This is a genomic window from Citrobacter sp. C1 (genome assembly GCF_014596895.2).
In the GTDB taxonomy this organism is placed as follows: Bacteria; Pseudomonadota; Gammaproteobacteria; order Enterobacterales; family Enterobacteriaceae; genus Citrobacter; species Citrobacter gillenii.
Map to the genome: position 1 here is coordinate 2854109 of NZ_CP115035.1, position 21366 is coordinate 2875474.

33 protein-coding genes and 1 pseudogene are annotated in these 21366 nt (G+C 49.1%); 4 read left to right on the plus strand and 30 right to left on the minus strand.

Translation table 11 applies throughout. From position 1 onward, the window contains the following. Positions 1-200: 200 nt before the first annotated feature. The 13 genes from IB214_RS13780 to IB214_RS13840 all read right to left on the minus strand — a co-directional run bounded on the left by IB214_RS13780 (position 201) and on the right by IB214_RS13840 (position 8983). A complete protein-coding gene (locus IB214_RS13780) occupies positions 201-563 on the minus strand; it encodes a phage tail protein (RefSeq protein WP_095715870.1) in 363 nt (120 codons plus the stop codon). A 62-nt stretch (positions 564-625) separates the two neighbouring features. Further along, positions 626-1108, minus strand: a complete 483-nt coding sequence (locus IB214_RS13785; RefSeq protein WP_003832379.1) for a hypothetical protein — start codon at positions 1106-1108, stop codon at positions 626-628. Positions 1109-1141: 33 nt separating this feature from the next. Next, a complete protein-coding gene (locus tag IB214_RS13790; RefSeq protein ID WP_032943069.1) occupies positions 1142-1543 on the minus strand; it encodes an HK97-gp10 family putative phage morphogenesis protein in 402 nt (133 codons plus the stop codon). Continuing rightward, positions 1540-1929 (minus strand): hypothetical protein, encoded by a 390-nt coding sequence (locus tag IB214_RS13795; RefSeq protein ID WP_095715871.1) that lies wholly within the window; start codon positions 1927-1929, stop codon positions 1540-1542. Before IB214_RS13795 ends, IB214_RS13790 begins: the two co-directional genes overlap by 4 nt. Continuing rightward, entirely contained in the window at positions 1898-2248 is a 351-nt protein-coding gene (locus IB214_RS13800) for a phage head closure protein (protein ID WP_003832373.1), read from the minus strand. The genes IB214_RS13795 and IB214_RS13800 overlap by 32 nt, the downstream gene beginning before the upstream one ends. Continuing rightward, entirely contained in the window at positions 2245-2562 is a 318-nt protein-coding gene (locus tag IB214_RS13805; protein WP_095715877.1) for a head-tail connector protein, read from the minus strand. Before IB214_RS13805 ends, IB214_RS13800 begins: the two co-directional genes overlap by 4 nt. Continuing rightward, positions 2543-2914, minus strand: a complete 372-nt coding sequence (locus tag IB214_RS13810) for a hypothetical protein (RefSeq protein WP_095715872.1) — start codon at positions 2912-2914, stop codon at positions 2543-2545. The genes IB214_RS13805 and IB214_RS13810 overlap by 20 nt, the downstream gene beginning before the upstream one ends. 97 nt (positions 2915-3011) lie before the next feature. Next, positions 3012-4298 carry a phage major capsid protein gene (locus IB214_RS13815; RefSeq protein WP_095715873.1) on the minus strand — a complete coding sequence of 429 codons (1287 nt, stop codon included), beginning with the start codon at positions 4296-4298 and terminating at the stop codon, positions 3012-3014. Positions 4299-4372: 74 nt separating this feature from the next. Next, entirely contained in the window at positions 4373-5293 is a 921-nt protein-coding gene (locus IB214_RS13820) for a S49 family peptidase (RefSeq protein ID WP_095715874.1), read from the minus strand. A 36-nt stretch (positions 5294-5329) separates the two neighbouring features. Continuing rightward, positions 5330-6589: a phage portal protein gene (locus IB214_RS13825; RefSeq protein ID WP_095715875.1), complete on the minus strand. Its 1260-nt coding sequence runs from the start codon at positions 6587-6589 to the stop codon at positions 5330-5332. Then, positions 6589-6768, minus strand: a complete 180-nt coding sequence (locus IB214_RS13830; protein ID WP_003832363.1) for a hypothetical protein — start codon at positions 6766-6768, stop codon at positions 6589-6591. Before IB214_RS13830 ends, IB214_RS13825 begins: the two co-directional genes overlap by 1 nt. Further along, on the minus strand, positions 6762-8489 hold the full coding sequence (locus IB214_RS13835; protein ID WP_016150031.1) for a terminase large subunit: 1728 nt from the start codon (positions 8487-8489) through the stop codon (positions 6762-6764). Before IB214_RS13835 ends, IB214_RS13830 begins: the two co-directional genes overlap by 7 nt. Continuing rightward, positions 8486-8983, minus strand: coding sequence for a phage terminase small subunit P27 family (locus IB214_RS13840; protein ID WP_003832359.1), 498 nt, complete (start codon positions 8981-8983; stop codon positions 8486-8488). Before IB214_RS13840 ends, IB214_RS13835 begins: the two co-directional genes overlap by 4 nt. A gap of 215 nt (positions 8984-9198) precedes the next feature. On the opposite strand from IB214_RS13840, the gene IB214_RS13845 reads away from it, so the two are divergent. Further along, entirely contained in the window at positions 9199-9714 is a 516-nt protein-coding gene (locus IB214_RS13845; RefSeq protein WP_003841965.1) for a hypothetical protein, read from the plus strand. A 135-nt stretch (positions 9715-9849) separates the two neighbouring features. Here IB214_RS13845 and IB214_RS13850 read toward each other — a convergent pair whose 3' ends face one another. The 6 genes from IB214_RS13850 to IB214_RS13875 all read right to left on the minus strand — a co-directional run bounded on the left by IB214_RS13850 (position 9850) and on the right by IB214_RS13875 (position 13012). Continuing rightward, positions 9850-10212 (minus strand): HNH endonuclease signature motif containing protein, encoded by a 363-nt coding sequence (locus IB214_RS13850; protein ID WP_075207154.1) that lies wholly within the window; start codon positions 10210-10212, stop codon positions 9850-9852. 432 nt (positions 10213-10644) lie between these two features. Beyond that, positions 10645-10848: a hypothetical protein gene (locus tag IB214_RS13855; protein ID WP_049268775.1), complete on the minus strand. Its 204-nt coding sequence runs from the start codon at positions 10846-10848 to the stop codon at positions 10645-10647. 151 nt (positions 10849-10999) lie between these two features. Further along, the gene (locus tag IB214_RS13860; protein ID WP_049268776.1) at positions 11000-11683 is read right to left on the minus strand and encodes a DUF4145 domain-containing protein; all 684 of its coding nucleotides are present in this window, start codon (positions 11681-11683) and stop codon (positions 11000-11002) included. A gap of 66 nt (positions 11684-11749) precedes the next feature. Beyond that, positions 11750-12217 (minus strand): lysis protein, encoded by a 468-nt coding sequence (locus IB214_RS13865; protein ID WP_049268777.1) that lies wholly within the window; start codon positions 12215-12217, stop codon positions 11750-11752. Continuing rightward, on the minus strand, positions 12214-12762 hold the full coding sequence (locus IB214_RS13870) for a lysozyme (protein WP_049268778.1): 549 nt from the start codon (positions 12760-12762) through the stop codon (positions 12214-12216). Before IB214_RS13870 ends, IB214_RS13865 begins: the two co-directional genes overlap by 4 nt. Then, positions 12734-13012 carry a phage holin gene (locus tag IB214_RS13875; protein ID WP_003832349.1) on the minus strand — a complete coding sequence of 93 codons (279 nt, stop codon included), beginning with the start codon at positions 13010-13012 and terminating at the stop codon, positions 12734-12736. Before IB214_RS13875 ends, IB214_RS13870 begins: the two co-directional genes overlap by 29 nt. A gap of 258 nt (positions 13013-13270) precedes the next feature. On the opposite strand from IB214_RS13875, the gene IB214_RS13880 reads away from it, so the two are divergent. Further along, positions 13271-13564, plus strand: a complete 294-nt coding sequence (locus IB214_RS13880; RefSeq protein WP_048233519.1) for a hypothetical protein — start codon at positions 13271-13273, stop codon at positions 13562-13564. A gap of 136 nt (positions 13565-13700) precedes the next feature. On the opposite strand, the pseudogene IB214_RS13885 reads toward IB214_RS13880, so the two are convergent. Continuing rightward, a pseudogene (locus tag IB214_RS13885) lies at positions 13701-13808 on the minus strand (putative holin); the annotation flags it as partial. A 92-nt stretch (positions 13809-13900) separates the two neighbouring features. Beyond that, a complete protein-coding gene (locus tag IB214_RS13890; protein ID WP_049268779.1) occupies positions 13901-14089 on the minus strand; it encodes a hypothetical protein in 189 nt (62 codons plus the stop codon). Between the two features lie 143 nt (positions 14090-14232). On the opposite strand from IB214_RS13890, the gene IB214_RS13895 reads away from it, so the two are divergent. Then, positions 14233-14607, plus strand: coding sequence for a FlxA-like family protein (locus IB214_RS13895; protein WP_016152722.1), 375 nt, complete (start codon positions 14233-14235; stop codon positions 14605-14607). A 317-nt stretch (positions 14608-14924) separates the two neighbouring features. Here IB214_RS13895 and IB214_RS13900 read toward each other — a convergent pair whose 3' ends face one another. From IB214_RS13900 to IB214_RS13930, 7 genes are all read right to left on the minus strand, one after another. Next, positions 14925-15524, minus strand: coding sequence for a hypothetical protein (locus tag IB214_RS13900; RefSeq protein ID WP_048235605.1), 600 nt, complete (start codon positions 15522-15524; stop codon positions 14925-14927). Positions 15525-15537: 13 nt separating this feature from the next. Continuing rightward, complete coding sequence (locus IB214_RS13905; protein ID WP_049268780.1) at positions 15538-16578, minus strand: DUF968 domain-containing protein; 1041 nt, start codon at positions 16576-16578, stop codon at positions 15538-15540. After that, complete coding sequence (locus tag IB214_RS13910; protein ID WP_117341958.1) at positions 16575-16934, minus strand: RusA family crossover junction endodeoxyribonuclease; 360 nt, start codon at positions 16932-16934, stop codon at positions 16575-16577. The genes IB214_RS13905 and IB214_RS13910 overlap by 4 nt, the downstream gene beginning before the upstream one ends. A gap of 2 nt (positions 16935-16936) precedes the next feature. Then, on the minus strand, positions 16937-17137 hold the full coding sequence (locus IB214_RS13915; protein WP_003832333.1) for a hypothetical protein: 201 nt from the start codon (positions 17135-17137) through the stop codon (positions 16937-16939). A gap of 128 nt (positions 17138-17265) precedes the next feature. Next, a complete protein-coding gene (locus IB214_RS13920) occupies positions 17266-17511 on the minus strand; it encodes a hypothetical protein (RefSeq protein WP_049268782.1) in 246 nt (81 codons plus the stop codon). Between the two features lie 45 nt (positions 17512-17556). Next, the gene (locus IB214_RS13925) at positions 17557-17790 is read right to left on the minus strand and encodes a DinI family protein (protein WP_044700595.1); all 234 of its coding nucleotides are present in this window, start codon (positions 17788-17790) and stop codon (positions 17557-17559) included. Positions 17791-18076: 286 nt separating this feature from the next. Then, complete coding sequence (locus tag IB214_RS13930) at positions 18077-19168, minus strand: permease (RefSeq protein ID WP_117341957.1); 1092 nt, start codon at positions 19166-19168, stop codon at positions 18077-18079. Between the two features lie 100 nt (positions 19169-19268). Here IB214_RS13930 and IB214_RS13935 point away from each other — a divergent pair, with 100 nt between their 5' ends. Next, a complete protein-coding gene (locus IB214_RS13935) occupies positions 19269-19565 on the plus strand; it encodes a metalloregulator ArsR/SmtB family transcription factor (protein ID WP_038641364.1) in 297 nt (98 codons plus the stop codon). A gap of 67 nt (positions 19566-19632) precedes the next feature. Here the strand turns inward: IB214_RS13935 and arsC are convergent, their stop codons facing one another. Further along, complete coding sequence (gene arsC / locus IB214_RS13940; RefSeq protein WP_038641366.1) at positions 19633-20058, minus strand: glutaredoxin-dependent arsenate reductase; 426 nt, start codon at positions 20056-20058, stop codon at positions 19633-19635. Between the two features lie 12 nt (positions 20059-20070). Beyond that, positions 20071-21360 (minus strand): arsenite efflux transporter membrane subunit ArsB, encoded by a 1290-nt coding sequence (gene arsB / locus IB214_RS13945; RefSeq protein WP_044711231.1) that lies wholly within the window; start codon positions 21358-21360, stop codon positions 20071-20073. Between the last annotated feature and the right edge of the window lie 6 nt (positions 21361-21366).

The window sequence follows — 21366 nt, forward strand, 5'->3', positions numbered from 1 at the left end:
CACGGCGGCGGTGGTGGATTTAACAGGGGGCGGGTTATTGTCAGAACCTTCTGGCGAAGGCTTTTTGAAAATGCCCTGTTTGAGGAAGAAAGCACGCCAGTGGAAAAGCGTGTCAGCCGGAAGCGCCGCAATTTTTGACGGGTCAGGCTCGCCCCAGCGGTCGGCCAGCCAGAAAATCAGCTCCAGCCAGGGCGAGTCACTCAGTTTTTTTCGGCGGTTTCCAGCTTACCGATGGCGTGCTTTTTCACTTTGTCGATGGCATCCAGAAGCGCAACGTTATCGTGTGCCGCCAGCAGCTCCTTCGCCGTGGGTTTGTCTTTGGCTTTAATCGGCGAGCCGTCAGGCTGAACCAGGCTGTCGATAACAATCTGTACGCTCAGCTCAGACGCCATGCGGGCATTGCCAGAGGTCTGCGCCTCGATGAGTGCATCTTCATGATCAATAAGCTCAGCCGCCGTCAGCCGACGCAGGTAAACCTTTGTGCCTAAAATTTCAGTTTCAGTAGGCGTGGATTTCGTTTTGAGCAGTGCATTTTTCAGTGCGGAGAGGCTAAATTCAGACATGGTGTATCCTGTTTTTCAGACGAAAAAAAACCGCCCGGAGGCGGTGTGTAACGGGAAACGGATTACGCTCCGGCATCTGGCGCCGGGGCGGCAATCCCCCATTTAATGTTATTTTGCTTACCCTGCACCGTAATCTGGATAACTTCACTGGCAGGCGCCGTGATTTCGTTCATCTGCCAGCCTGAAAGCGCAAGGATCATTGAAGCCGTTCGTTTGTTCGGCAGCTCAATATAAAACTGAACTGTCTTACGCTGTTCTGCAGCATTGAGGAACGCGGTGAAATCTTCGTTTTCCGGGTCGTCAATGAATCCCAGCGATTTCTCCGGCCCTTCCGGCAGGTCTGACACCGACTGCTTACTCTTGTCCAGCAGGGTGGTGCAGTCGACAAATCCTCCCGTCTGACCTGTCGCGCCCAGTGCCTTACAGTTAATCAGGGGTTTCAACGCCGCTACAGCGGCACCTACCTCCCCAAACTTCACCACCGTCCCGGCAGGAAGCATTGCGTACTCAGGGGATGATTTTGGCGTGTTATTTTCATCAGCCATAATGATTCTCTCTTAAATAGTGGGCAGCGGTTGCTACCTGTTCTGAATGCCATTGCGGATTTCTACGGTCAGAATGCGCAGAACCTTCTGGACGTTGTAATCCAGTGCCGGACGGATGAACGGATCGGCAACCTGTTTAACCGTCCCGAACTCCTGGGCCAGCGCTTTCATGTAATGCTTTTTGCTGGGGCCAACCCGAAGGGTGACCACCGTATTTCCGCGACCTTTCCGGGTGGAAGAGCGAATTTTGATGGAATCACGCATATGCTCTGCAGAGGACGCATCGTCGAAGCCGGCATGTTGTTTCATGTCTTCTTCCACCACTTTCAGCGCCTCACGCCCTGCATCACGTAACACCTTCGTGCCGACCTTTTCACCGAGCGCAGTAAGCTGCCGCTCCAGCTCGTCCAACCCTTTTACGTCCATAGTGATCATGGTGAGGCGTCCCGGTAGTGAAAGGTAAAATCCCGCACGAGCCGGTACTGAATATTGCCGCTGGTCAGTACCGTTTTACTCTGCTGTATTCCACCACGGACCACATTCTGCACGGGAAAACCCTCCAGCTGGCCATGCACGATAGCGGTCCATTCCGCGCTTATTTTCTTATCCAGCTGTAACAGGCGGGTGTAGTCATTAAGCAGATGAATCGCTATCTGGAAGCGGCCCGCAATCAGACCTGTGCGCAACAGTCCGGCGTACAGCTCCGGATCGGAAATACACTGGTAAGTAATCCCCTCCTGCAGCTCATCAGTCAGGAGCAGAGGATAAACATCCAGCCCGGTCAGGCGTTCAAGTGCTGTCTTTAATGCCAGCTCGATCATGACGTGCGTCTGCCTCCCCTGTGATGATAATGCGGTCCGCAAGACGTTCGACGTTACGAACGGTATAAACCCGGTCAGACGTCGTTATTTTCCAGTCGATATCAATATTCAGGTTCGGATGAGTGGTAAAAAGACACGTTTCAACAACCTGCTGTTGATCCAGTGTGCGGACCTTTCTGCCCGATACCAGCTCGCGCTTCGCCCAGGCTTTCCCGGTCGCGACCAGCTGCTCCGGCAGATGTTCACCCAGCGGCCCCCGGCCGGATTGCATATACCCAATCGAAAGACGGCAGGTCATCTCTTCCGGCTTCAGGCTCATACGGTGTTCTCCTGCAACGGGAAAAGAAGATGCCGGACCGCAGCCGTCTCCAGCCACTGACCAGTGAAACCATTCAGATACGCATCCCCGACCAGGTACTGCATGGCCAGCTGGATATCTTCATCCGCCACAAAACCGCGTACCCCTTCCGGCAGCGCCTGCAGTTCGTCATCGCTTCCCACCAGTTTGCAGTAGTAGTCACGCTCAATACTCTTTTGCGCCGCCGCCACCATTTTAGTGAGCATGTCGTCATGCTCCGTGAAATCCGGCTCCAGACGGAGCTGGGTTTTCACATCATCCAATTTCAGTATCATGGTCATCGGCTCCCTTGCGGGGACTCAGCGCCTTTTCCGCATCTTCTGGCCATACCGCAATATGGCGTTCAACCAGTTTCTCTGCATACTCAACATCAAAACAGGCCGTATCACCGCGTGAATAACGATGATAGGGTCCCAGGAAAAAAACCGCTTTCCGCGCCACTTCTGCTCCCGTCAGGCCCGTGGCCCCGTTTGTTTCACTTCCGGTAAGATCAACACCTGCCTCACCTGAACCCGCTGCAGTATTCTGACCGTCATCCCCGTCCACTGTATTTTCCGGCGTCAGTTCATCCGGTTTTTTCACATCACCGGCTGCAGCCGCCGCTGCTTTTGCCGCTTTCGTTGTCATCGTTTTGCTCCTGAAAAGAAAAAACCCGCTGCTGCGGGCCTGGGGAATTACGTGCTATTACTCTGTGCGACCGTGGTCGCACAGAGTGCAGGACCGGTTAAAACAGCACTTTTGTCCCGAGAACAAGACCTTCCGGATGACGGAAGCCGATATCGTGCTCCGTCACCACGCGGATCAACGACTGGTTACGGGAGAACGCGGAAACCAGATTGCCATCCCCGTCCTGGTAGGAGGCTTCCTGCGAGAACGACACCTTCATGTTGCCGTCTTCACCGATAACCACGTCATTAAAGTCAGCGAAGTAAATTTCTGACTCTTTGCCGCCGTCACCGAGGTTTGCCGGGATAGCGCTGGTACGCTGAATCTGAAATCCCTTCAGGATCCCCTGGGCCATTTCCGGGTAGACCTTGTTACCGTTACCGTCGCGCAGACCGAACAGTTTCATGTAGGTACGGTTCGACATACCCCAGCCGCAGCTGATCATGTTGCTGTTGCCGTCCATCGCCATCAGGATGATGCTGTCGAGATAGGTATCAATCGTCTGCAGATTAACCTCTGCAGCAGCTTCCCACGGAAGCAGGCGGTTCCACTCAGTTGCCCGCGCTTTCATACCGACAGGCGTATCACCGGTACCGTCATCACGCATAAAGGCTTTATCTTCACGAACAGAAATCGCGGTCAGAATATCCTGCAGGACCAGCTGCTCCACGTTGTAGCCAGCACGACCAATCAGCTGGTTGGAGATTGGCACCATTGCAATCATGGTTTTCGCAGTGAGTTTCACATCATCAAAGCGGGCCTCTGATACTTTCGCATCCTTGCCTTCCCCGGTGTAGCTCGCCGTCGCACCACCGGCCAGACGCGGCAGCGCCATATTGCCGTTCGGCAGCGGAATGGAGCGCGCGCCCAGCTTACGAACGATGGTGCGATCGCGCAGCAGTTCGATCATCTCGCTGTGAAGGTTTTGCGGAATAAGAACGCCACCTGAAGCGGCGGCAGTGTTGATGGCCATCGAGACAGACTGGTCATTCAGATCTTCAGCTGCAAATTTTGCAGCGTCCTGGACGTTACCCTGTGCTGCCGCAATCGACATCACCAGACGGGTCATTCCTGCGCCGGTATATTGCTTTGGCTCTGCTTTAACGCTGATACCAGGAGCCTGCTGTGTGGCTTTAACCGGTTTGGCGACAAGCGCTGCAGCACGTTCAGCCGCTTCCAGACGCTCAATCTTGGCGCTGATATCCGTGAACTGCTGCTGCAGGCTGGCAAATTCGGTTAACTGCTCCGCTGTCAGCGTACCGCCACCAGTTTCTACTGCCGCCAGTACCTGAACCTTCTGATTAATACCCGCACGTTCACGACGCAATTCTTCAATATGATCCATGTTTTTTCTCTCTTTTTGGCATAAAAAAAAGCAGCCTGTTGGCTGCTTTCTGGTAATGACGCGTTAGCGCCGGGTTACATTCTGGTTTGCAGGTCCATCGCGGCTGCCTGCAACTTTATGGAAGTGGTTTGTTGAGGTTGTTTGTACTTTGCTGCAATGGCATTAATCGCAGACTGAGGATCCGAAACTTCATCAGCAAGACCAGCAGAAATGGCATCAGCGCCGAAGTAAAGTCCCGCCTGGGTATCGATTACTGCCTGCTGTTTAAGGCCACGATACTCAGCAACAGAGGAAATAAATGTCTCGTACATATCGTCGAGCATTTTGTTGAACATCGTCAGAGCCGATTCACTCAACGCGGCATGTGACGTGCCATTATTCTTGTTATCTCCCCGGTAGAGTGCAGTAAATTTTACGCCCATGATCTCTTCCAGCTTTGACGTATCCAGGTGCTCCATGATCACCCCGATAGAGCCAACGCCACTGGTCTGACTGGCGACAATCTTGCTGCAGGCCGACGCGATAAAATACGCGGCAGAGAAGGCATTAAAGTTCACAATAGCGGTGATCGGTTTCGTTTCTCGCGACTGATAAATATAATCAGCCAGCTCTTTGCACCCTGATGCGTGACCGCCACCGGAATTAATATCCAGAACGATTTCACTGATTGATGGGTCATTTAATGCCGAATGCAGCTGGCTGCGGATTCGCTCATAGCTTGTCAGTTCGGTACACATCGCTGTAATTTGCCCGCGCCGGGGGACCAGTATCCCGTGAACAGGTATCACAGCAATATCACTGGCTGGCTGAAGCTCTTCCGGGGATGGCGAATCATCCGGATTAAGTGCCATCGTAATGACCGGATCCGTCACCGTTCCCTGAATGCGGGGAAGCAATACCGCCTTCACGGCGTCCATCGTCTGTTGTGTAGCGTAATGAGGAACGCCAAAGACCATCTCTGCCAGATGCGGCAGATTAATTAATTTTGTTGTCATGAGATATACCAGGTCAGCCCGCAGCGCGGGGAATAATCAGGCTCTGGCCAGAATAGTTTCGATTTCTGCCAGTTGTTTAGCTGTTGGCGCGTTATTGCCAGGTAAGATTTGTTTACTGTCGACCATATTCAGAGGCGTCAGGTATTTATCCCCTCCGGCGATGGGAGGAAGGTTCTCCATGCGGCGAATGTCGTTAACCGATAACCAGCCCCACTGGCGGCCTAATGCATAAGATTCATAGCGTGACTTCTGATCCCCGCGCAGCAGGCCAGAAACATTGAATTCAATGTACAGATCACCGCGCTCGCTGGGTAAAAGCAGATCGCGCATTAATGCGCCTTCATGGCGCTTCAGCCAGGCCAACAGCGTGTACATCACAAACTGCAGCCCCTGGTGCTCAATGTTGTTATTCGTGGCTTTCGCCAGCATCTGCACCATATGAGGCGGGATTTTATAGAGCCGGCACACTTCCTCCACGCCCCACTGACGGGACTGCAACAGCTGCGCTTTCTCATTGTCCTGAGATAACTGCTTGTAGCTCATCCCTTCCTGAAGCAATGCAACAGAGAAGGCGTTTCTGACGCCGGAATATCTGTCCGTCCACTTTGCCAGCAGGCGGTCGATAGCATCCTGGCTTTTGATCGTCGGAGCGTCTTTTGGACGCTCAATAACGCCGCTCATCGTTGTACCACGGCGAAAGACCTGAGAAGCATGCTCTTCCACGGCGAGGTTTAGCCCAAGAACGTCTGCGTTCGTCTGGATTGGAGAGCTACCGATATAACCATCCAACGAGAAAACCTTCACATGATGCATCATGCGCATTGGCAACGTTTCGCCAATTTCGGGGAGTTCATAATAGGGCATCCCGTCAGGCCCTTTCAGGACGATGACTTTTTTGGGATTAACCGGGATTAATTCGCGGGGATATCCTTTCCCGTCCCTGTCGATGATCGAGTAGCAATTCCCCTCCAGCCCGAGCAGGCCCTGTTGCTGCTCAAAGTATTCAAACGAGGTGTCTTTTTTATTGGGCTGGGAATGAATCAGATCATAAACAGGGTGGTCAGTCGCCCGTTCACGACCTCCGTTAGCGCCTCGCCTGTAAAGTTCACACGGCAGCTGCGCCACCGATTCTGCCAGAAGCGTTACACATGCCCGGACCGCCGATAACGCCATTGCGGTTTCAGAAGTGATAACGATCCCCGCCTTGCTCTGGCTGGAACTCACACCACCCAGCATCGCCTGCCAGAAGCCACCACCAGACTGAGATTTACCCCGAAACATCTGGGGAATGAACATTATTCACCCCCTGATTTAATTACGCTGGCAGACATTGATTTCGCGATTAAAAATGACCACAGCAGGCAGATTGAACCGCCAGTAATAAGCCCGGCTGCAGGTGAAATAAGCCAGGCACCGGCAGACAGTAACGCGGCTCCGGCGAGGCCGATAAAAAAACTTAAAAACGTCATTAGCATGCTACATCTTCCTCGTCGTAAACGGATGAATTACTCGCCCGGCTATTCAACATTGCCCGTCCGATTGCCATAATCAGCGAAACCGCGCCATCGATTTTGTTTTCGTTCTGCTCTTTGATGGGTTTAACCACATCGTCATTACCGGGCAAATACTTCCCGACGACGTTGCTGATACACCAGCTCATAATCGGGTTCCCGTCGTGATGAAAGCGGCCTGACTCAATGGCGGCTTCCAGCTCCTTCGTCGGATCAGACATATTGGTGTAGTTCTGAACAATAGTGATCGGATTAAGGCTTTCATCAGCCAGATCATGTGAAAGCCCCGTCGCGCCGAACGGGTCAATCGGTGACTCACTGACTGGGTTGAGCTTGTTTGCCGCCTTGGCCTCTTCAAGGATGTAGCGGTAATCAACTTCAGCGCCATCAGTAACTGTAAGCAGTCCCATTTCAACCCATTTCTGAAATCGCTCCGCAGTACGACGATCTTCGTTCTTTTCAACGCTGAATACTGCGTCGTAGGGAACCCAGAAGCGGGGAGCAACGCTGTAGTAATGTGTCTTGCCGTCAATTTCCCTGGTGAACAACCGCGCCATACTGTTCATATCCAGCTTGCGCGCCAAGTCGAAAGACAGAACACATGGCTGTCCTTCGAATTGCTCCAGCGTAAGTGTCTTATCCTCACAGTTCTGCCAGGAAACCAGGTTGTAGAAAGCGGCACGGGCTGCAACCCAGATGTTGAGGTGTTTAGTTTTAAATACACCAGCCTGACGGGCGTTATTAATAGCTCTCTGTTGCTGGCTGAGGAGAAAGTCACGATAGACCGACACGCCCATATTCGGGTTAGCTTTTTCCAGCACTTTAGGATCGGTCCAGTCATCCCCCTCGTCGACGGTGTATATCACGCCGAACAATTCCTCATTCGGTACTGTGCCGTTCAGCATCTCAATCACTTCACGCCGTTTGTCGTAGCATGGACCCTCAATGTTGTAACCCGCCGTCGTGATCGCCCACATTAGTGGTTGTCGCCGCGCCCCCATACCCGTCAGCATAGTGGTGTAGAGCGAATCTGTGGGATGTTCGTGATACTCGTCAACAATCGCACAGTGCGGTGAAGCGCCGTCCCCAGGGTTACCAATCAGCGGCTCAAAACGCGCGCCATCTTCTGGCCGGTTCAGGTTGGACGCATTAACTTCAATCCCGAACGCTTCCACCAGCAGCGGGGTGCGCTTACACATCAGACGAGCTGGTCTGAATACTTCCCACGCCTGTTTTTCAGTTGTGGCCCCGGAATATACTTCAGCGCCAAACTCGTTATCACAGGTAAAACAGTACAGCGCCACACCTGCCGAAATAGCTGATTTCCCATTTTTACGCGGTATCTCCGTGTAAACCTCGCGAAATCGTCGAAGCTTCGACCCTTTCTGGACCCAGCCAAAGGCGCAGCACACAATAAACAGTTGCCATGCCTCCAGAGTGATCGGCATCCGCTTGAATGCCCACTCTCCTTTTGTATGTGGCAACAACTGGATAAATTTCGCGGCCTTTTCTGCCATGTCTTTATCGAAGCGGTAACGAAATTTCTTACTCTTTTCAGCCGCCATGTCATCGATATGACGCTGGCAGGCCTGAATGACAAACTGGCACGCCGGAATTTTCCCCCGCACAACGTTGCGGGCGTATTGATTCGCGGCGTTTACGTTGGGGTACGATTTCCGGCTCATGAGTTGATCATCTTCAGGAATGGGTTAGAGGTTTTCTTCTGTCCGGCAAGGCCGATTAGGCGTTGTCGACTGCTGGGATCAAGGCCAAGCATGGAGCCGGTAGAGCTCATCTCCGATTCCTGCTCTTTCTTTGCGGTTAGCTCAGGGTTTTTTATCTTCCCCCCCATAGCACCAGTGATAGTCAGCCCTTCTCTGGCGATATTTTTAACCGCCCTGCGCCAGAACTCATATGCAACACACCAGCGCTCAAGTACGGCAAGATCGGTAACACACAGTAATCCCTGTCCACATAATTCTTTCGTGGTCAGTTCCCACATGACGGCCGCCATTGGCAGACCATCATCCTCAGAAAACCAGTCAGGTGGTGCCACACCTTTAATCGGAGTGAATACAGGTTCCTCTTTATTCAGGGCTCGTTTGCCGGGGTTCCCTGCCAGCTCCTTGCGCGCCGTTGGCTTGGGGCGACGCCCGGAACGCCCCGCCGTTCCAGCCATAAGCGACACTCCTGGTTAAATTTCATTTTTCGCGGGTATAAAAATACGAGGAAGCGGGCAGTCCTAAAGCGCGAAAGGGGTCAGGGATTTTATCCCCCCCTCCCCCTTGAAGATGACAGCAAGAAAGCATGCAAAAGCAGATACTGGTCATCCATCAGGATGTTCAGCATAGTGTCTTCAGTTATTCTCAATAAATAAACGATGGAGTCTAAGAAATGGATAAAACTAGAAAATATGATAGAGCCTTACAACTTGAGATCCTCAACGCTCTTATAGATTGTGCTCCTAACTCTTTAAACAAGGCACAGGAGCGAGACCTCATTGAGAAGTTTGATAACTATGATCACTTTGTGGCGTGCATGCTATATCTTGAAATGCATAGTCTTGTTTCTACACCTTTCGTACGCAGCGAAACAATGGCTGGCGTTGATTTTATCTTCAACGCCCCATACTGCAACATTACAGAGAAAGGAATTGATTTTCTTCTTGATGATGGCGGCTTAAGTGCAATCCTTAAGGTTCAAACCGTTCGGTTACACAATGACACGATTGTTGCCCTTGAGGATATAATCCGTGTCGCAAATATATCTGAAGATCAGAAGAAGGGATTGATTTCAAAACTCCGAGAGCTTCCGGGAGACGCCATAAAACATTTGACCCTACAGTTACTGACTCAGGGGGTTCTGAATCTGCCGAACGCACTTCGACTAATTCAAACAACCCTCCAGTAGGGCTAAACTCGTCAGAGGGGCGAATTAACTCAAATTTGCCCCATCCCAGTGTTTTACTTAAAAACACCCAAAATTCCTTCCGGGTATCTGCATGAATGTAGAAACAGTTCTTATGCATTACAGCAGTGAATATTATCATCGAATATGTTCTCTTGCTGTCTTCGCTCTGTGGCATTCCCAGCACAACGACTCAAGATTGGAATCGTCATCAGTGCCGCCATGAGCTTTTGGGATGATGTGGTCAACGCTGGTCGCTTTCTTCGCTATCTTCTGCCGGCGATGGTTCTGACACAGGTATTGATCACGCTGTAGGACACGCTCCCGTATGATTTCCCAGAGCCGACCATATCCTCGATCCTGTCTGCTCTTACCTGCCTGATAGTTTCTCCAACCATCACCAACATGCTGTTGTCGGTGTTGGTCACAATACCCACTGGCATCGTTGGTGATTGCCGCACATCCTTTGTGCCGGCATGGACGCTTAGCTCGGGCTGGCATCGGTATTGTCCTGTCTGTTGAATAAAGTTTTTGTCGTACGCGGAAAGAAACTGGAAACGGCCACTAACGGAAAATTTTCATAAATAGCGAGAATCTGCGCGGTCGCCGCCCCGTAACAGGCCGGAACACCGGAAAGGTCCCCGTAAATGAGAATGAATATCGTTTTCTCTAGATAATGCTTAGAACAGGATCATCTACCGGTATCGGGCCAGTCCACAATTCAGTTGGCCGTGCAGATGTGTTAATCAGTCCTAGCTAATCGCACCAGTTCATTGGGGGGGACCGGATTTGGCATGTTCGGTGAGGAACTGGTCTTGCAGCGCTCCCCAGTCCGGTTTTGCCATGGTTCTATTCCTATGGTTCAAGCCATTAAAAAAGCCACCCGAAGGTGGCCTTTGTGATGGCAATGAAATTGTTACCTTAAGAAAGCAATTATTTATCTAGGGCTGCCTGTATTGCATCTGCCAATGCTTCAACTTTTTTCGTTACATGCTCTAAATCGTAGCCTGATTTCACACCAGCAATCGCAGTTGCGGATGCAACCGTTGCTTTGGAAATTTCAAGAGCTGCCTGGACAGCCAGTAAGCGTTTTCTATCTTTTTCAGCTGGTCCGTTTCCGAAATATCCCTCTAACATAGTAACTCCTTATCTATTATCAACATGGTATGTATGGCATAGATAATTTGATGTAATTTCATAGCAGTTTCAACATGATTATCACAGACTTTCAGCGTATGCCTGCTGCAATCAGTATGATGATGACAATAAAAAAATCGTCAAAAACCGATTATCTAGCTTGTTTCATTGCTTTTTTTTCTGCGGCCAAGGCAGTGATAGCTTCAACTCTTAGCTGCCTTTCATGCCTTTCTATGTACCATTCTTGAATAAGTAGCTCTAGTAGACCGATAAGCATTTCCGCTTCGTCTGGATCAACATCAACGATCACGTTAATGTCATTTTCCATATGAGCACCAATATTGCCAATATTGCGAATAGCATCAATGGCTTTCCACATACCAGATTCTATCTGGCCCTCAATGGCTTTTATCTCATCGACCAATCTTGCTGGTTTGACATTCCAAACATTCCTGATCATCCCCTGAAGACATCGACGCGAGAGTGTCGCTGATGCCTTTGGCGAGAGGTCTTTAATCAAAACGGCTTCTTTGTAATCTGCAAGTATTGGGGCAGGAACATAGTCAGGAAATTGTTTGTATTGTCCATTTGGTCTGTTTACCCAAGATTCGATTTCCTTAGTTGCGTGGTAGAAACCTCCCACAAGCTCTGCAGATGAAACCCTCGAGGCATATGTGAACTCTTTGCATTCAGGATTTGGGCAAACATTAACCCATGACTCAAACACCAGCGCTCCATACTTAGTGTCAGCACTAATAGCGAATTCGTTATCTTTCTTTTGAATTTTTTCGAAAACTGAAAGATGCCCGCAATATGGGCACTGCCAAGAAGACATAGAAACCTCCACATGTATGTGAAGGTTAATATATTTCAATTCATCGTATTAATAAACGAGCAATAGCTACTTAAGGCACTGATTAGCGATGAACTCCTGTAATGTCCTCAATGCTGCCTGGTCATTGATGATTCCTGAGCGGATACCGAGAACGTTTCGTCCAGCAACTGGAGAGAGTTCGATGGCGGCATCATTGCCCATGCTGGAGGAGCTGGTGGTTTCGGTTGAGGCTGGCACTGGACACTTGCCTTTGACGTACACCCGCCCACCATTATCAAGCTTGCGCTGCAGAGCAGTATTTTCAGCATTCGCATCTGCTAATTCCTTCGTGTATTTAGCATCCAGTGCAGCAACTTCTCGCTGCCTAGTTGTCATATCTGTAATGGTAGTGTTAGCCAAATTCAGAGCCTGAGTTTTCTCATCACGCTGCTTCTTGTATTCGGTGGCGTTATCGCGATAGTGATTAACAGCCCAGCCAAGTGATACGATGATGCAGATGACCGCACCTAAGATAATTGTGGATAGTCGACTCACAGGCCTATCCCCCAGCACGTCAGCGCGCTTTCCTGGTCTCGCCTTTCTACCTGCCCATAGCAGCCATTTTTCTGGCCTTTGGTCAGACGACAATCGCGGCCACCGTCTTTAATCCACCAGCGGATCGCTTCACAGGCTCCTTTACGGTCGCCAGCATTGATGCGCTTATAGAACGTAGACGGGAAGCATTTTCCGGGACCGATGTTATACGGACAAAAAGATGCGATCCCGGCTTTCTGTGGTTCGGTCAGTGGTACCTTGATATTTCGCCCAACCCACGCCAGCGCTTTATCGCGTTCAATGGCGTTTACCTGGGCACATTTCTCTGCTGACAGCTTCATGCCCTGAACTACCGGCTTACCATCAACCATCGTGGCGCCACGGCAAATGGTCCATATACCAGAGCCGTCCTTGTACGCTGTTGTGCTGTTACCCTCTTTCTCATCCAGAAACTGATCGAGAATCACGGGCGCGGAAGCCCCGGCAAGAATCAAACCAACGACCGCTGCGCTCAGTTTATTCTTCAGCTTTGGTGACATTACCATTAAGCCGGTCCTCCCTTTCCTTTTTCCTGTAATACCAGTTCACTGCACACGTAATAACAGTGCATGCGATACCGACAATAATTGCCCAGTCGCTCAGGCTTAACCCTGCAATTCTGTCGGCCAACATCCAGGACACCTCTTTTGCTGTTTTAGCTGTTTCGGCATATGCCTTCGCTGATACACCGCAGCCGGTCAGCGTGGTTCCTGTTCCATATGAAAGTCTGCTGTAAATGGTGCTCATTCTGGTCATAGCCTCACCTCCGATTCTTCGGATGGCGCTGTGTGTGATTAAAGGGTCAGGCTTCACGGGCTGGATTTATCAACAAAGCACGTAGCGGATGATTCCCGTGAGCCTGAAATGAAAAAGGCCGCCAGTTGGCAGCCTAAAAATGATGTTTGATAATTTTTCCATCGAGCAAGGTTAGACTAGCCAATTACAGTAGCTTGCTCTCCAATTCAATTCCTGATCTACTACTTGGTTCTAGCAACCAATGAAAAAGGATAGATCGTGAATAATGGGAAAAATGAACGATTCAGAGTGTACTTATCCAGTTTTGATGCGGATATTGCAGCACTAACAGAAGCCTGTAAAAGTATCAGCAACAGTCTTAACTCTGTTTTGGAGAGCACAAAAAGAGAGGGGTTTATAAACCCGATTCAAGTTTTCATAGATTCTTTAACACTGAATCAGCCCGAAACACATTCTAATATCTGGGTAGCCGTTAATTCATCATGGCAGATTGCAGAAGAAGCCAGGCTAAAACTTGAGAAATTTGGTTATAAGACTGGTGAAATTATTTAAATATCCTCCGGCATAGCCGGAGGTTTTTCTGATACGCCTATAAGGCTCTGTTTCCAGTTGCGTCCTAACAGGCGCATACGATCTTACATATACATCACACTTCGTTACTTATGACCCGTGAACGGGCTACCCGGATAAATGCGCCAAACACCACACCGTAATCGGTTCCGGTTAACAGTTCATAGACACTGGCCCCCGTCAGGACACCACCAGCCAGCCCAGTACCGGAAATCGGATCGGGCATTTAGCCCCCTCTAAATTGCTGTGAGTCCTCTCAGGAATGAGGGGAATAAAAAAAAGGCCGCCATGCGGCAGCCTCGAAGTAAGTACGGTTGTTTACAATGGTGGAGAGAGAGGACCTTCTAACACCTCTGCTTCACCGTTATGGCAAATGTCATCGCCTCTGGTCAGATGCCAAACACCTGTGATTATTTTCCCCGTTTCCAAGTCATCAACAGTGTCATTCGTGTAGTACGCTACCTGTACAACACCGACATGCTGAATCCAGTAATACCCTTCTTTCATAAGCTCCTCCGCGATACTCAGCAGATAGTATAGAGCAGTACAAATAATGCTGTGGTGCAGGAAGCCACAACTTAATCTTTGCTATAAAGTAATTTCGAAAGATGACGATAATGGGTAATAAATGTAAGGCCGGAGGAACCACCATGAGCATGACAGTTAGCACTTTGGGTCAGGACATACTGCAAAGCACAGTAAAACAAGCACCTTCAAGTACTGGCAACTCTGTTTCACAACAAATTCAAAACCTGAAAAAACAAATTGGTGAGTTGACAAAAGAACTCAGCGCCATGGGTTCAAAAATAAATGAAGTAACCTCCGAAGATGAGGCAAAACTGCTTAAACAGCAGATGGAGATGATTCAAAGGCAAATCGAGTCTATGTACGCAAAAATTGCTCAATTACAAAAACAAGAAGCAGAAAAAAACCAAATGGCGTCGGGTGCATTACCTACGGTAAGTGACAAATCAAGTTCGAACGTTGCAGGGAATAATACTAAAAATATTGATGTCTACGTTTAGCAGTGACCCCCTATCATTTTTCCTCTGAGTTAGAAACGAAAAAGGATTGTGAGAACTTGTTTTCGAGTTAACGATTTCAGATCGGCGATATGACAGGGGTACTGGTGCTATGCACCTCGCGAATACCCCTGTCGTATCGCCGGAAACCAAAAACCCCGCTGTGGCGGGGTTCTCGTTATGTTCAAATTGTTCGCTTTTTGTCGCTGCCATAGTGGCGCAGCTCTGCCAAGCATGAATAAATTATCTGATTTTCTGGCCCGTTTTCAACACCATTATCAAAAAATAGCATCAATAGCTAAAAAATGATTTCAGTGAGTCTATTCAGATAACAGTTTGCGTGCTTCCAAAAAGACCTTTGCTCTGAATATTTCCAGGCACCAGCGCACGCGCTTTCTCGCCTCCCCATCAGTTAACCATGGCGCAATCGCCTGCAACTCCCGGGTTATGTCTGAGATTTTTTTTCGGGTGGTGTAATACTGAAGACCGACCACATAAACCGGATCATTAATATCCAGCGCCTGCAGTACGCATTGCTCAACAAAATCGACATCATCATTATGCAGGGCTTCATCAATCACACTAGCGGATGACTGCGGCCAGAGAATGCTATGTGCCCTGTTCATTGCCTGCTGTCCACGGAATCCCTCTTCTCTCGCCTGATTTAACGCAACAGTGAATCGCTCTAACGCCTTATCTGACCAAATCCGTCCTTTAATAACATTCCAGCATGCATGACTTCGCAGCAAACGGGGTGCAGTTTTTCCTCCCACACCCTCGCCCCATATAGTGAGCAGGGATTTAATCCATCCGGACTGGATCCCTGTAAGGAGAATACATTTACCCAGCCAGCTTTTGCGTGGAGCAGAAGCCGCTTTACCCAGCGCTTCCAGATGATTGCGGCGTTGACGTGGTGTCATCCTGTTCTTCTCCTTACGCCAGAACGCCGAGCCCATAAGCCCGGTCCAGCACTCTGATAATCATTACCGGCTGAGGCACATGCTTTCGCTCAAACTTCACCGGGTCGTTATGTAGTTCTGTATGGCACTGACGACACAAGGGGATCGCGAAAATATCATGCGCCTTCGTTGCCATCCCTCCCTGCCCCCAGCCGATTAAATGGTGTGGGTCATCTGATGGTTTGCCGCAGCATTCGCAGGGCTGTGTTTTAATCCATGCAAGATATCTGGGGTTCGCCCAACGGATCCTCTTCGGACGTTTCATATAGGTTTGCGGGGACTCGGGATCTACCAGGACACCGACTACGGGTTTAATCGCTGGAACTTGCGCTGGTGGCATGTTCACGGTTACTGCGTTGGCTCTGGCTGTAATGATGCTGGTGGCGGTTACACCCGGTTCGATATCGCATTCACGCATGACTGAATGATGCTCTTTCGAAGGAATACGTAGCGACCGACTGGCTGCTGATTCGGGAATTGCGTCGGTAACTCCCATTCGAACCGCCCACCAGCAAAGCTCAGCCAGCGACAACTCTCTGGAAGAATCCATATTTAGCGCCACCATGATGCTGTTAATAATCCAGTTAATAACATTACGTCTCGCCAGCTCTGCAAGTTGTTCGCTGTAGTGGTCACGCAGATGGTTATCACAATGTCCACACAGGAGAACCGATCCGGGTTCATGACGCAGAGTGGTTAACTCGTGATAATGGTAATTGCTGTGTGGCCACTGGCAGCAGCTACCGCCATAACGCAGAAGCCAGTAATCAAGACCACTAAAACCACCAGCAGCCTTTATAACTTTTTCATCCTGGAAGAACGGCCACAGGGATTCGTCACTGGCCAGCGGCTGGCGAACGTCAGGAACAGGGCCTGCAGGCAACCTTTCCATGCTTGCAGGCTGACTTTCCACCAACACACGTTCACAACTGAATAATGACATCAGCTCGCTGCCCGGCTTGAGCAGCACAATTCCAAGCTCACGTGCAACCACGGGTTTAAGCAGCGCCCTCATTCTGCTATCTCCCCGATAATTATTTGTCCCTTCTCTCCCCATAATTTAGTGACACGTGAATCCCAGATGTGAGCGTCATCTTCGTAAATAGCATCCATCAGGGCTTTCATCATATTGTCGAAATCAGGTTTAGTCTGGTGTGGTTTACCGTTGAACTCAGCCCGTTTCTTTTTGCCCCAGCTCACCGGCATCGGAAGAATGAAGGTGACGTGTGAACCGCTTTCCGGCAGCTCAACACCCTGCAGACGAACTTCATCACAGAAAGCCCGGTAACGCAGAACCTCGGGACGCTTTTTCCATTTGTCAGCGCGCGTCATTCTGGGCTTGCCCATTGGGGTGATATCGTAGACTTTCACATTCACCTCCAGATCCGTTGTTGCCAGGTTCTCTCCTGACGCGGAGGCTTAGATGCTTCTGGCAAGAACGCGCTGATCGTCCAGTGAATGAAGTCATTATCCAGACTACGCTCTGTCTTAATCTGCTTTGCGCGATAGCGGGCTTCCAGTTCATCAGCCTGCTCAGTGGTGAGTTGAGTATGTTGAAACCAGCTTTTCTTCATAACGCACCTCTGGATGCGGCAAAAAGAAAATCGCTGGCGTTAGTTAACGTCAGTATGTGGGATTGCTTGAATTGATCTTGCGCCATGGGCTTTTCTCCTGTGGCGCAGCAGGTATAGGTTGTTCAGGCCTATGACGGGAGTGTAACAGATTTTTGGGTAACGCGATAACCAGCCCTTTCCAGCATCTGAGTAAACAACGTAGGTGTACCAATAATTTCATTATCCTGAAGAGGCAAAAATGACACCATGCTATCGCGTCGGTACATCAGGGCGCGCTCACACTCAGGAAATGATTGCAGCCTGGCAACGATGACTCCATCGTGACATCTGATGACTGCGTAGCCTTTTTTGGGCAATCCTAATTTTTCTTTCACTTAAACTCCCCCATGCAAACGGGATAAAAGTAACACCCAAAATAATTAATAAAACCAGTCGTCAGCACTTTCCCAGGTTTCCTGGAGGATAGTCTCTATTTTCTTTTTATCTTCCTTGTCACCACCAAGAACACTTAAGCCATCAGAGCCTGTACGACGTATGCTCAGGCTGCAGTTCTCATACTGATTACCCAGCCTTTTAAGTAACTCTTTCTCCAGCGCCGGCACTGCTCCCTTTGGAAGTTCTTTAGTACGATCAATGGTGAGTTCAACTTTCATATTAGCCTCCACTGCATATACTGTATATTTGTACAGTACACCGATACATTGAAATGATCAATGACTTAAGAGCACAAATTGTTAACCTTAGCCTATAAATGAGATGCAAAAAAAACCCGCCGAAGCGGGTTCAATCCAATGCGGACTTGTTGTTTTGACACCATTGTAAGTATTGAGATATCAACGTCCTTAAATTTGGATAACTGCTTTGATTGGGATTGATTGCGCAACTTTCATATGCTCGTCTCCCCCTGCAACTTTTTCAGGTTCTGTCTAACATACCCAATCAAAATAACAACTGTGTCAGGTATCCCATAATAATCGCCATGCCCAAAATAACGGTCAGAAATGCAGCAATCAAGGGTGTTTTGAACATTGATTTAAGCAGTATTACTTCCGTCAGACTAGCTCCTGCGCTACCAATAATCAGAGCCATTACTGCTCCCGTTCCCATGCCTTTATCCATCAAGACTGATGCCAACGGAATTACTGCCTCAGCACGTATATACAACGGTATTCCAATAATTGCACTTAGTGGAATCGCAAACGGATTATCATTCCCAGCATGAGCAGCAATCCACTCTGCAGGTATAAAACCGTAGATAAACGACCCTATAACAATACCTAACATCAGATAAGGTAATACATCTTTAAATTGAGTCCAGGCATCCTGAAATGCCAGTCGTATCGCACCAGGCTCTCTTACTACACTTTTCGGGAAGAATTGTTTATTTGTTTGGCCCGTCTCGCAGCTCAATTCACAATTTGTGCCCCGAAATGCTGAGAAACTCTTAAACGTTTCTTGTGGTTTAGAACAACTATTAGCCCCTATGTCCTGTTGATTTGATACAGAACAGCAAGCTGAAACACTCTGTAGTTTAGTTTCAGGAGTTTTTCCACTGCTAACACCACAACAGCTAGCCAGCGGTTTTGATGTTTCGACAATATGTCGGTCAAAACCAAGCACATCTAACAAAATACTTGCCAGTACGGAAACTGTTGCAGCTATAACAGCGTATAGCAGGGTAACTTTCCAACCAAAAGTAACCCACATCAGACCAATGATTATCGGGTTAAGCAGAGGTGAAACAAACAAGAATGTAAGTGTTGGACCGAAGCCTGCTTTTGCTGATAACAGTCCGCGTAACATGGGAATTGTAGAGCAGCTGCAAAACGGTGTTACAGCTCCTAACAGCGATGCAAGTATGTAACCTCTCCCCTTTCTCGCCCCTAACATTCTTTGAATCTTTTGGTCCGGAATTTTTTGCCTGATAAGGCTAACACCCGCACTAATCAGAAAAAAAAGCGCAGACAACTCGACAGCAAGAAACAAGAACATCTCTGCCGCGTTAGTAAACATAGAAATCCAGTTATTCATGAAACCCCCTATAAACCATATTTCTAGAATAATCGAATTATTGAGGTTAGATCAACATATTTCTGGTATTATCGAAATATCAATAGATGAGGAAGGTACCATGCAACTAGAAGAAGTAGCTAAAGCTATGAAAGAATTAGGACATCCAACACGTTTGTTTATTTTCAAACACCTTGTTAAAGCCGGTGAACAAGGTTTACCTGTAGGTGATCTACAAAAACAACTTGCGATTCCATCTTCAACACTGAGTCATCATATATCCGCACTTGTTTCCGTAGGTCTGGTCAAACAAAATCGCGAAAGCCGCTCCTTAATCTGCGTTTCTCAATATGACAAGTTAGAGTCGATTATTGATTTTCTACGCGAAGAATGTTGCATCAACAGTCCAAAGATTTAAATCGAGGCAATCCATTGTTTTTATTTGATAAAGGAGCCGCCTAAATAACAGGCGGCTCTCCTGTCGCTTATTTCAATTTTTTGCCTGCATCATCAACGACTTTCTCGCCATCTTCCTTGGCGAAAGCCCCTTTCTGAGCATCAGGAAGGATATCCAGAACAACTTCAGAAGGACGGCACAGTTTGGTTCCCAGCGGTGTTACAACGATGGGGCGATTAATCAGGATCGGATGCTGCAACATAAAGTTAATTAACTGGTCGTCAGTAAATTTATCTTCGGCAAGACCCAGTTCCTCATATGGCTCGACGTTCTTACGTAGTAACGCCCGGACGGAAATGCCCATATCAGCAATGAGTTTGACCAGCTCATCGCGTGAAGGTGGAGTCTCAAGGTAAAGAATAACGGTCGGCTCATTACCGCTGTTGCGGATCATCTCCAGCGTGTTACGCGATGTGCCGCAGGCTGGGTTGTGATAAATGGTGATGTTGCTCATATCAGTATCTCATTACAAAGTGAAAGAGAGACGTAGCGCCAGCGCGGCCAGCGTTACAAACAGCACAGGCAGAGTCATGACGATCCCGGTGCGGAAATAGTATCCCCAGGTGATGGTCATATTCTTCTGTGAAAGTACGTGTAGCCAGAGCAGCGTTGCCAGGCTACCAATAGGGGTAATTTTCGGCCCCAGATCGCAGCCAATGACGTTGGCATAAATCATTGCTTCTTTGATAACGCCCGACGCGGTACTGCCATCAATCGACAATGCGCCAATCAATACGGTAGGCATGTTATTCATGATAGAAGAGAGGAATGCGGTCAGGAATCCCGTTCCCAGCGTGGCTGCCCACAGGCCTTTATCTGCGAGTAAGTTCAGCACGTCAGACAAATATTCTGTCAGCCCTGCGTTACGCAGCCCATAGACCACCAGATACATTCCCAGCGAGAAGATCACGATCTGCCATGGTGCCCCACGCAACACTTTACCGGTGTTAATGCCGTGACCTTTTTTTGCCACAGCAAACAGGATTGCTGCCCCTACTGCTGCAATGGCACTGACCGGAATACCCAGTGGTTCGAGTACAAAAAAGCCCACTAATAAAAGAATTAATACAATCCAACCTGTTCTGAATGTTGCCAGATCTTTGATGGCTTTTGCGGGCTCTTTCAGTCGTGCAATATCATAAGTGGGCGGGATATCTTTGCGGAAAAATAGATGCAGCATCACCAGAGTGGCGACGATGGCGGCGATATCCACCGGCACCATTACCGAGGCATATTCCGTGAATCCCAGTTTGAAGAAATCAGCCGAAACGATATTGACCAGGTTCGATACGATAAGCGGCAAGCTGGCGGTATCGGCAATAAACCCTGCGGCCATCACGAAAGCAAGTGTGGTGCTTTTACTGAAGCCAAGCGCCAGGAGCATAGCGATAACAATCGGCGTCAGAATAAGTGCCGCGCCATCGTTGGCAAACAGTGCCGCGACTGCCGCGCCGAGCAGAACGATATACGTAAACAGAAGGCGGCCACGACCGTTCCCCCAGCGAGAAACGTGCAGCGCTGCCCATTCGAAAAAGCCTGACTCATCAAGCAACAGACTGATGATAATAACGGCGATAAATGTTGCCGTCGCGTTCCAGACGATATTCCACACCACCGGAATATCAGCAATGTGAATCACACCCGATGCCAGAGCCAGTACGGCCCCCAGCGTGGCGCTCCAGCCAATCCCTAATCCCTTTGGCTGCCAGATAACCAATATGATGGTCAGGATAAAAATGGCTCCTGCCAGTAACATATAACC

What these genes read in the sequence shown, in the direction of transcription:
- IB214_RS13805 (WP_095715877.1), bottom strand. Translation starts at nt 2,562, where the DNA reads ATGATACTGAAATTGGATGATGTGAAAACCCAGCTCCGTCTGGAGCCG.
- IB214_RS13925 (WP_044700595.1), bottom strand. Translation starts at nt 17,790, where the DNA reads ATGAAAGTTGAACTCACCATTGATCGTACTAAAGAACTTCCAAAGGGA.
- IB214_RS13900 (WP_048235605.1), bottom strand. Translation starts at nt 15,524, where the DNA reads ATGACACCACGTCAACGCCGCAATCATCTGGAAGCGCTGGGTAAAGCG.
- IB214_RS13870 (WP_049268778.1), bottom strand. Translation starts at nt 12,762, where the DNA reads ATGGTAATGTCACCAAAGCTGAAGAATAAACTGAGCGCAGCGGTCGTT.
- IB214_RS13905 (WP_049268780.1), bottom strand. Translation starts at nt 16,578, where the DNA reads ATGAGGGCGCTGCTTAAACCCGTGGTTGCACGTGAGCTTGGAATTGTG.
- IB214_RS13850 (WP_075207154.1), bottom strand. Translation starts at nt 10,212, where the DNA reads ATGCCAGCCCGAGCTAAGCGTCCATGCCGGCACAAAGGATGTGCGGCA.
- IB214_RS13845 (WP_003841965.1), top strand. Translation starts at nt 9,199, where the DNA reads ATGGATAAAACTAGAAAATATGATAGAGCCTTACAACTTGAGATCCTC.
- IB214_RS13915 (WP_003832333.1), bottom strand. Translation starts at nt 17,137, where the DNA reads ATGAAGAAAAGCTGGTTTCAACATACTCAACTCACCACTGAGCAGGCT.
- IB214_RS13825 (WP_095715875.1), bottom strand. Translation starts at nt 6,589, where the DNA reads ATGTTCATTCCCCAGATGTTTCGGGGTAAATCTCAGTCTGGTGGTGGC.
- IB214_RS13810 (WP_095715872.1), bottom strand. Translation starts at nt 2,914, where the DNA reads ATGACAACGAAAGCGGCAAAAGCAGCGGCGGCTGCAGCCGGTGATGTG.
- arsC (WP_038641366.1), bottom strand. Translation starts at nt 20,058, where the DNA reads ATGAGCAACATCACCATTTATCACAACCCAGCCTGCGGCACATCGCGT.
- IB214_RS13830 (WP_003832363.1), bottom strand. Translation starts at nt 6,768, where the DNA reads ATGCTAATGACGTTTTTAAGTTTTTTTATCGGCCTCGCCGGAGCCGCG.
- IB214_RS13855 (WP_049268775.1), bottom strand. Translation starts at nt 10,848, where the DNA reads ATGTTAGAGGGATATTTCGGAAACGGACCAGCTGAAAAAGATAGAAAA.
- IB214_RS13860 (WP_049268776.1), bottom strand. Translation starts at nt 11,683, where the DNA reads ATGTCTTCTTGGCAGTGCCCATATTGCGGGCATCTTTCAGTTTTCGAA.
- IB214_RS13840 (WP_003832359.1), bottom strand. Translation starts at nt 8,983, where the DNA reads ATGGCTGGAACGGCGGGGCGTTCCGGGCGTCGCCCCAAGCCAACGGCG.
- IB214_RS13780 (WP_095715870.1), bottom strand. Translation starts at nt 563, where the DNA reads ATGTCTGAATTTAGCCTCTCCGCACTGAAAAATGCACTGCTCAAAACG.
- IB214_RS13835 (WP_016150031.1), bottom strand. Translation starts at nt 8,489, where the DNA reads ATGAGCCGGAAATCGTACCCCAACGTAAACGCCGCGAATCAATACGCC.
- IB214_RS13800 (WP_003832373.1), bottom strand. Translation starts at nt 2,248, where the DNA reads ATGAGCCTGAAGCCGGAAGAGATGACCTGCCGTCTTTCGATTGGGTAT.
- IB214_RS13790 (WP_032943069.1), bottom strand. Translation starts at nt 1,543, where the DNA reads ATGATCACTATGGACGTAAAAGGGTTGGACGAGCTGGAGCGGCAGCTT.
- IB214_RS13890 (WP_049268779.1), bottom strand. Translation starts at nt 14,089, where the DNA reads ATGAAAGAAGGGTATTACTGGATTCAGCATGTCGGTGTTGTACAGGTA.
- IB214_RS13785 (WP_003832379.1), bottom strand. Translation starts at nt 1,108, where the DNA reads ATGGCTGATGAAAATAACACGCCAAAATCATCCCCTGAGTACGCAATG.
- IB214_RS13935 (WP_038641364.1), top strand. Translation starts at nt 19,269, where the DNA reads ATGCAACTAGAAGAAGTAGCTAAAGCTATGAAAGAATTAGGACATCCA.
- IB214_RS13875 (WP_003832349.1), bottom strand. Translation starts at nt 13,012, where the DNA reads ATGACCAGAATGAGCACCATTTACAGCAGACTTTCATATGGAACAGGA.
- IB214_RS13895 (WP_016152722.1), top strand. Translation starts at nt 14,233, where the DNA reads ATGAGCATGACAGTTAGCACTTTGGGTCAGGACATACTGCAAAGCACA.
- IB214_RS13930 (WP_117341957.1), bottom strand. Translation starts at nt 19,168, where the DNA reads ATGAATAACTGGATTTCTATGTTTACTAACGCGGCAGAGATGTTCTTG.
- IB214_RS13815 (WP_095715873.1), bottom strand. Translation starts at nt 4,298, where the DNA reads ATGGATCATATTGAAGAATTGCGTCGTGAACGTGCGGGTATTAATCAG.
- IB214_RS13795 (WP_095715871.1), bottom strand. Translation starts at nt 1,929, where the DNA reads ATGATCGAGCTGGCATTAAAGACAGCACTTGAACGCCTGACCGGGCTG.
- IB214_RS13820 (WP_095715874.1), bottom strand. Translation starts at nt 5,293, where the DNA reads ATGACAACAAAATTAATTAATCTGCCGCATCTGGCAGAGATGGTCTTT.
- arsB (WP_044711231.1), bottom strand. Translation starts at nt 21,360, where the DNA reads ATGTTACTGGCAGGAGCCATTTTTATCCTGACCATCATATTGGTTATC.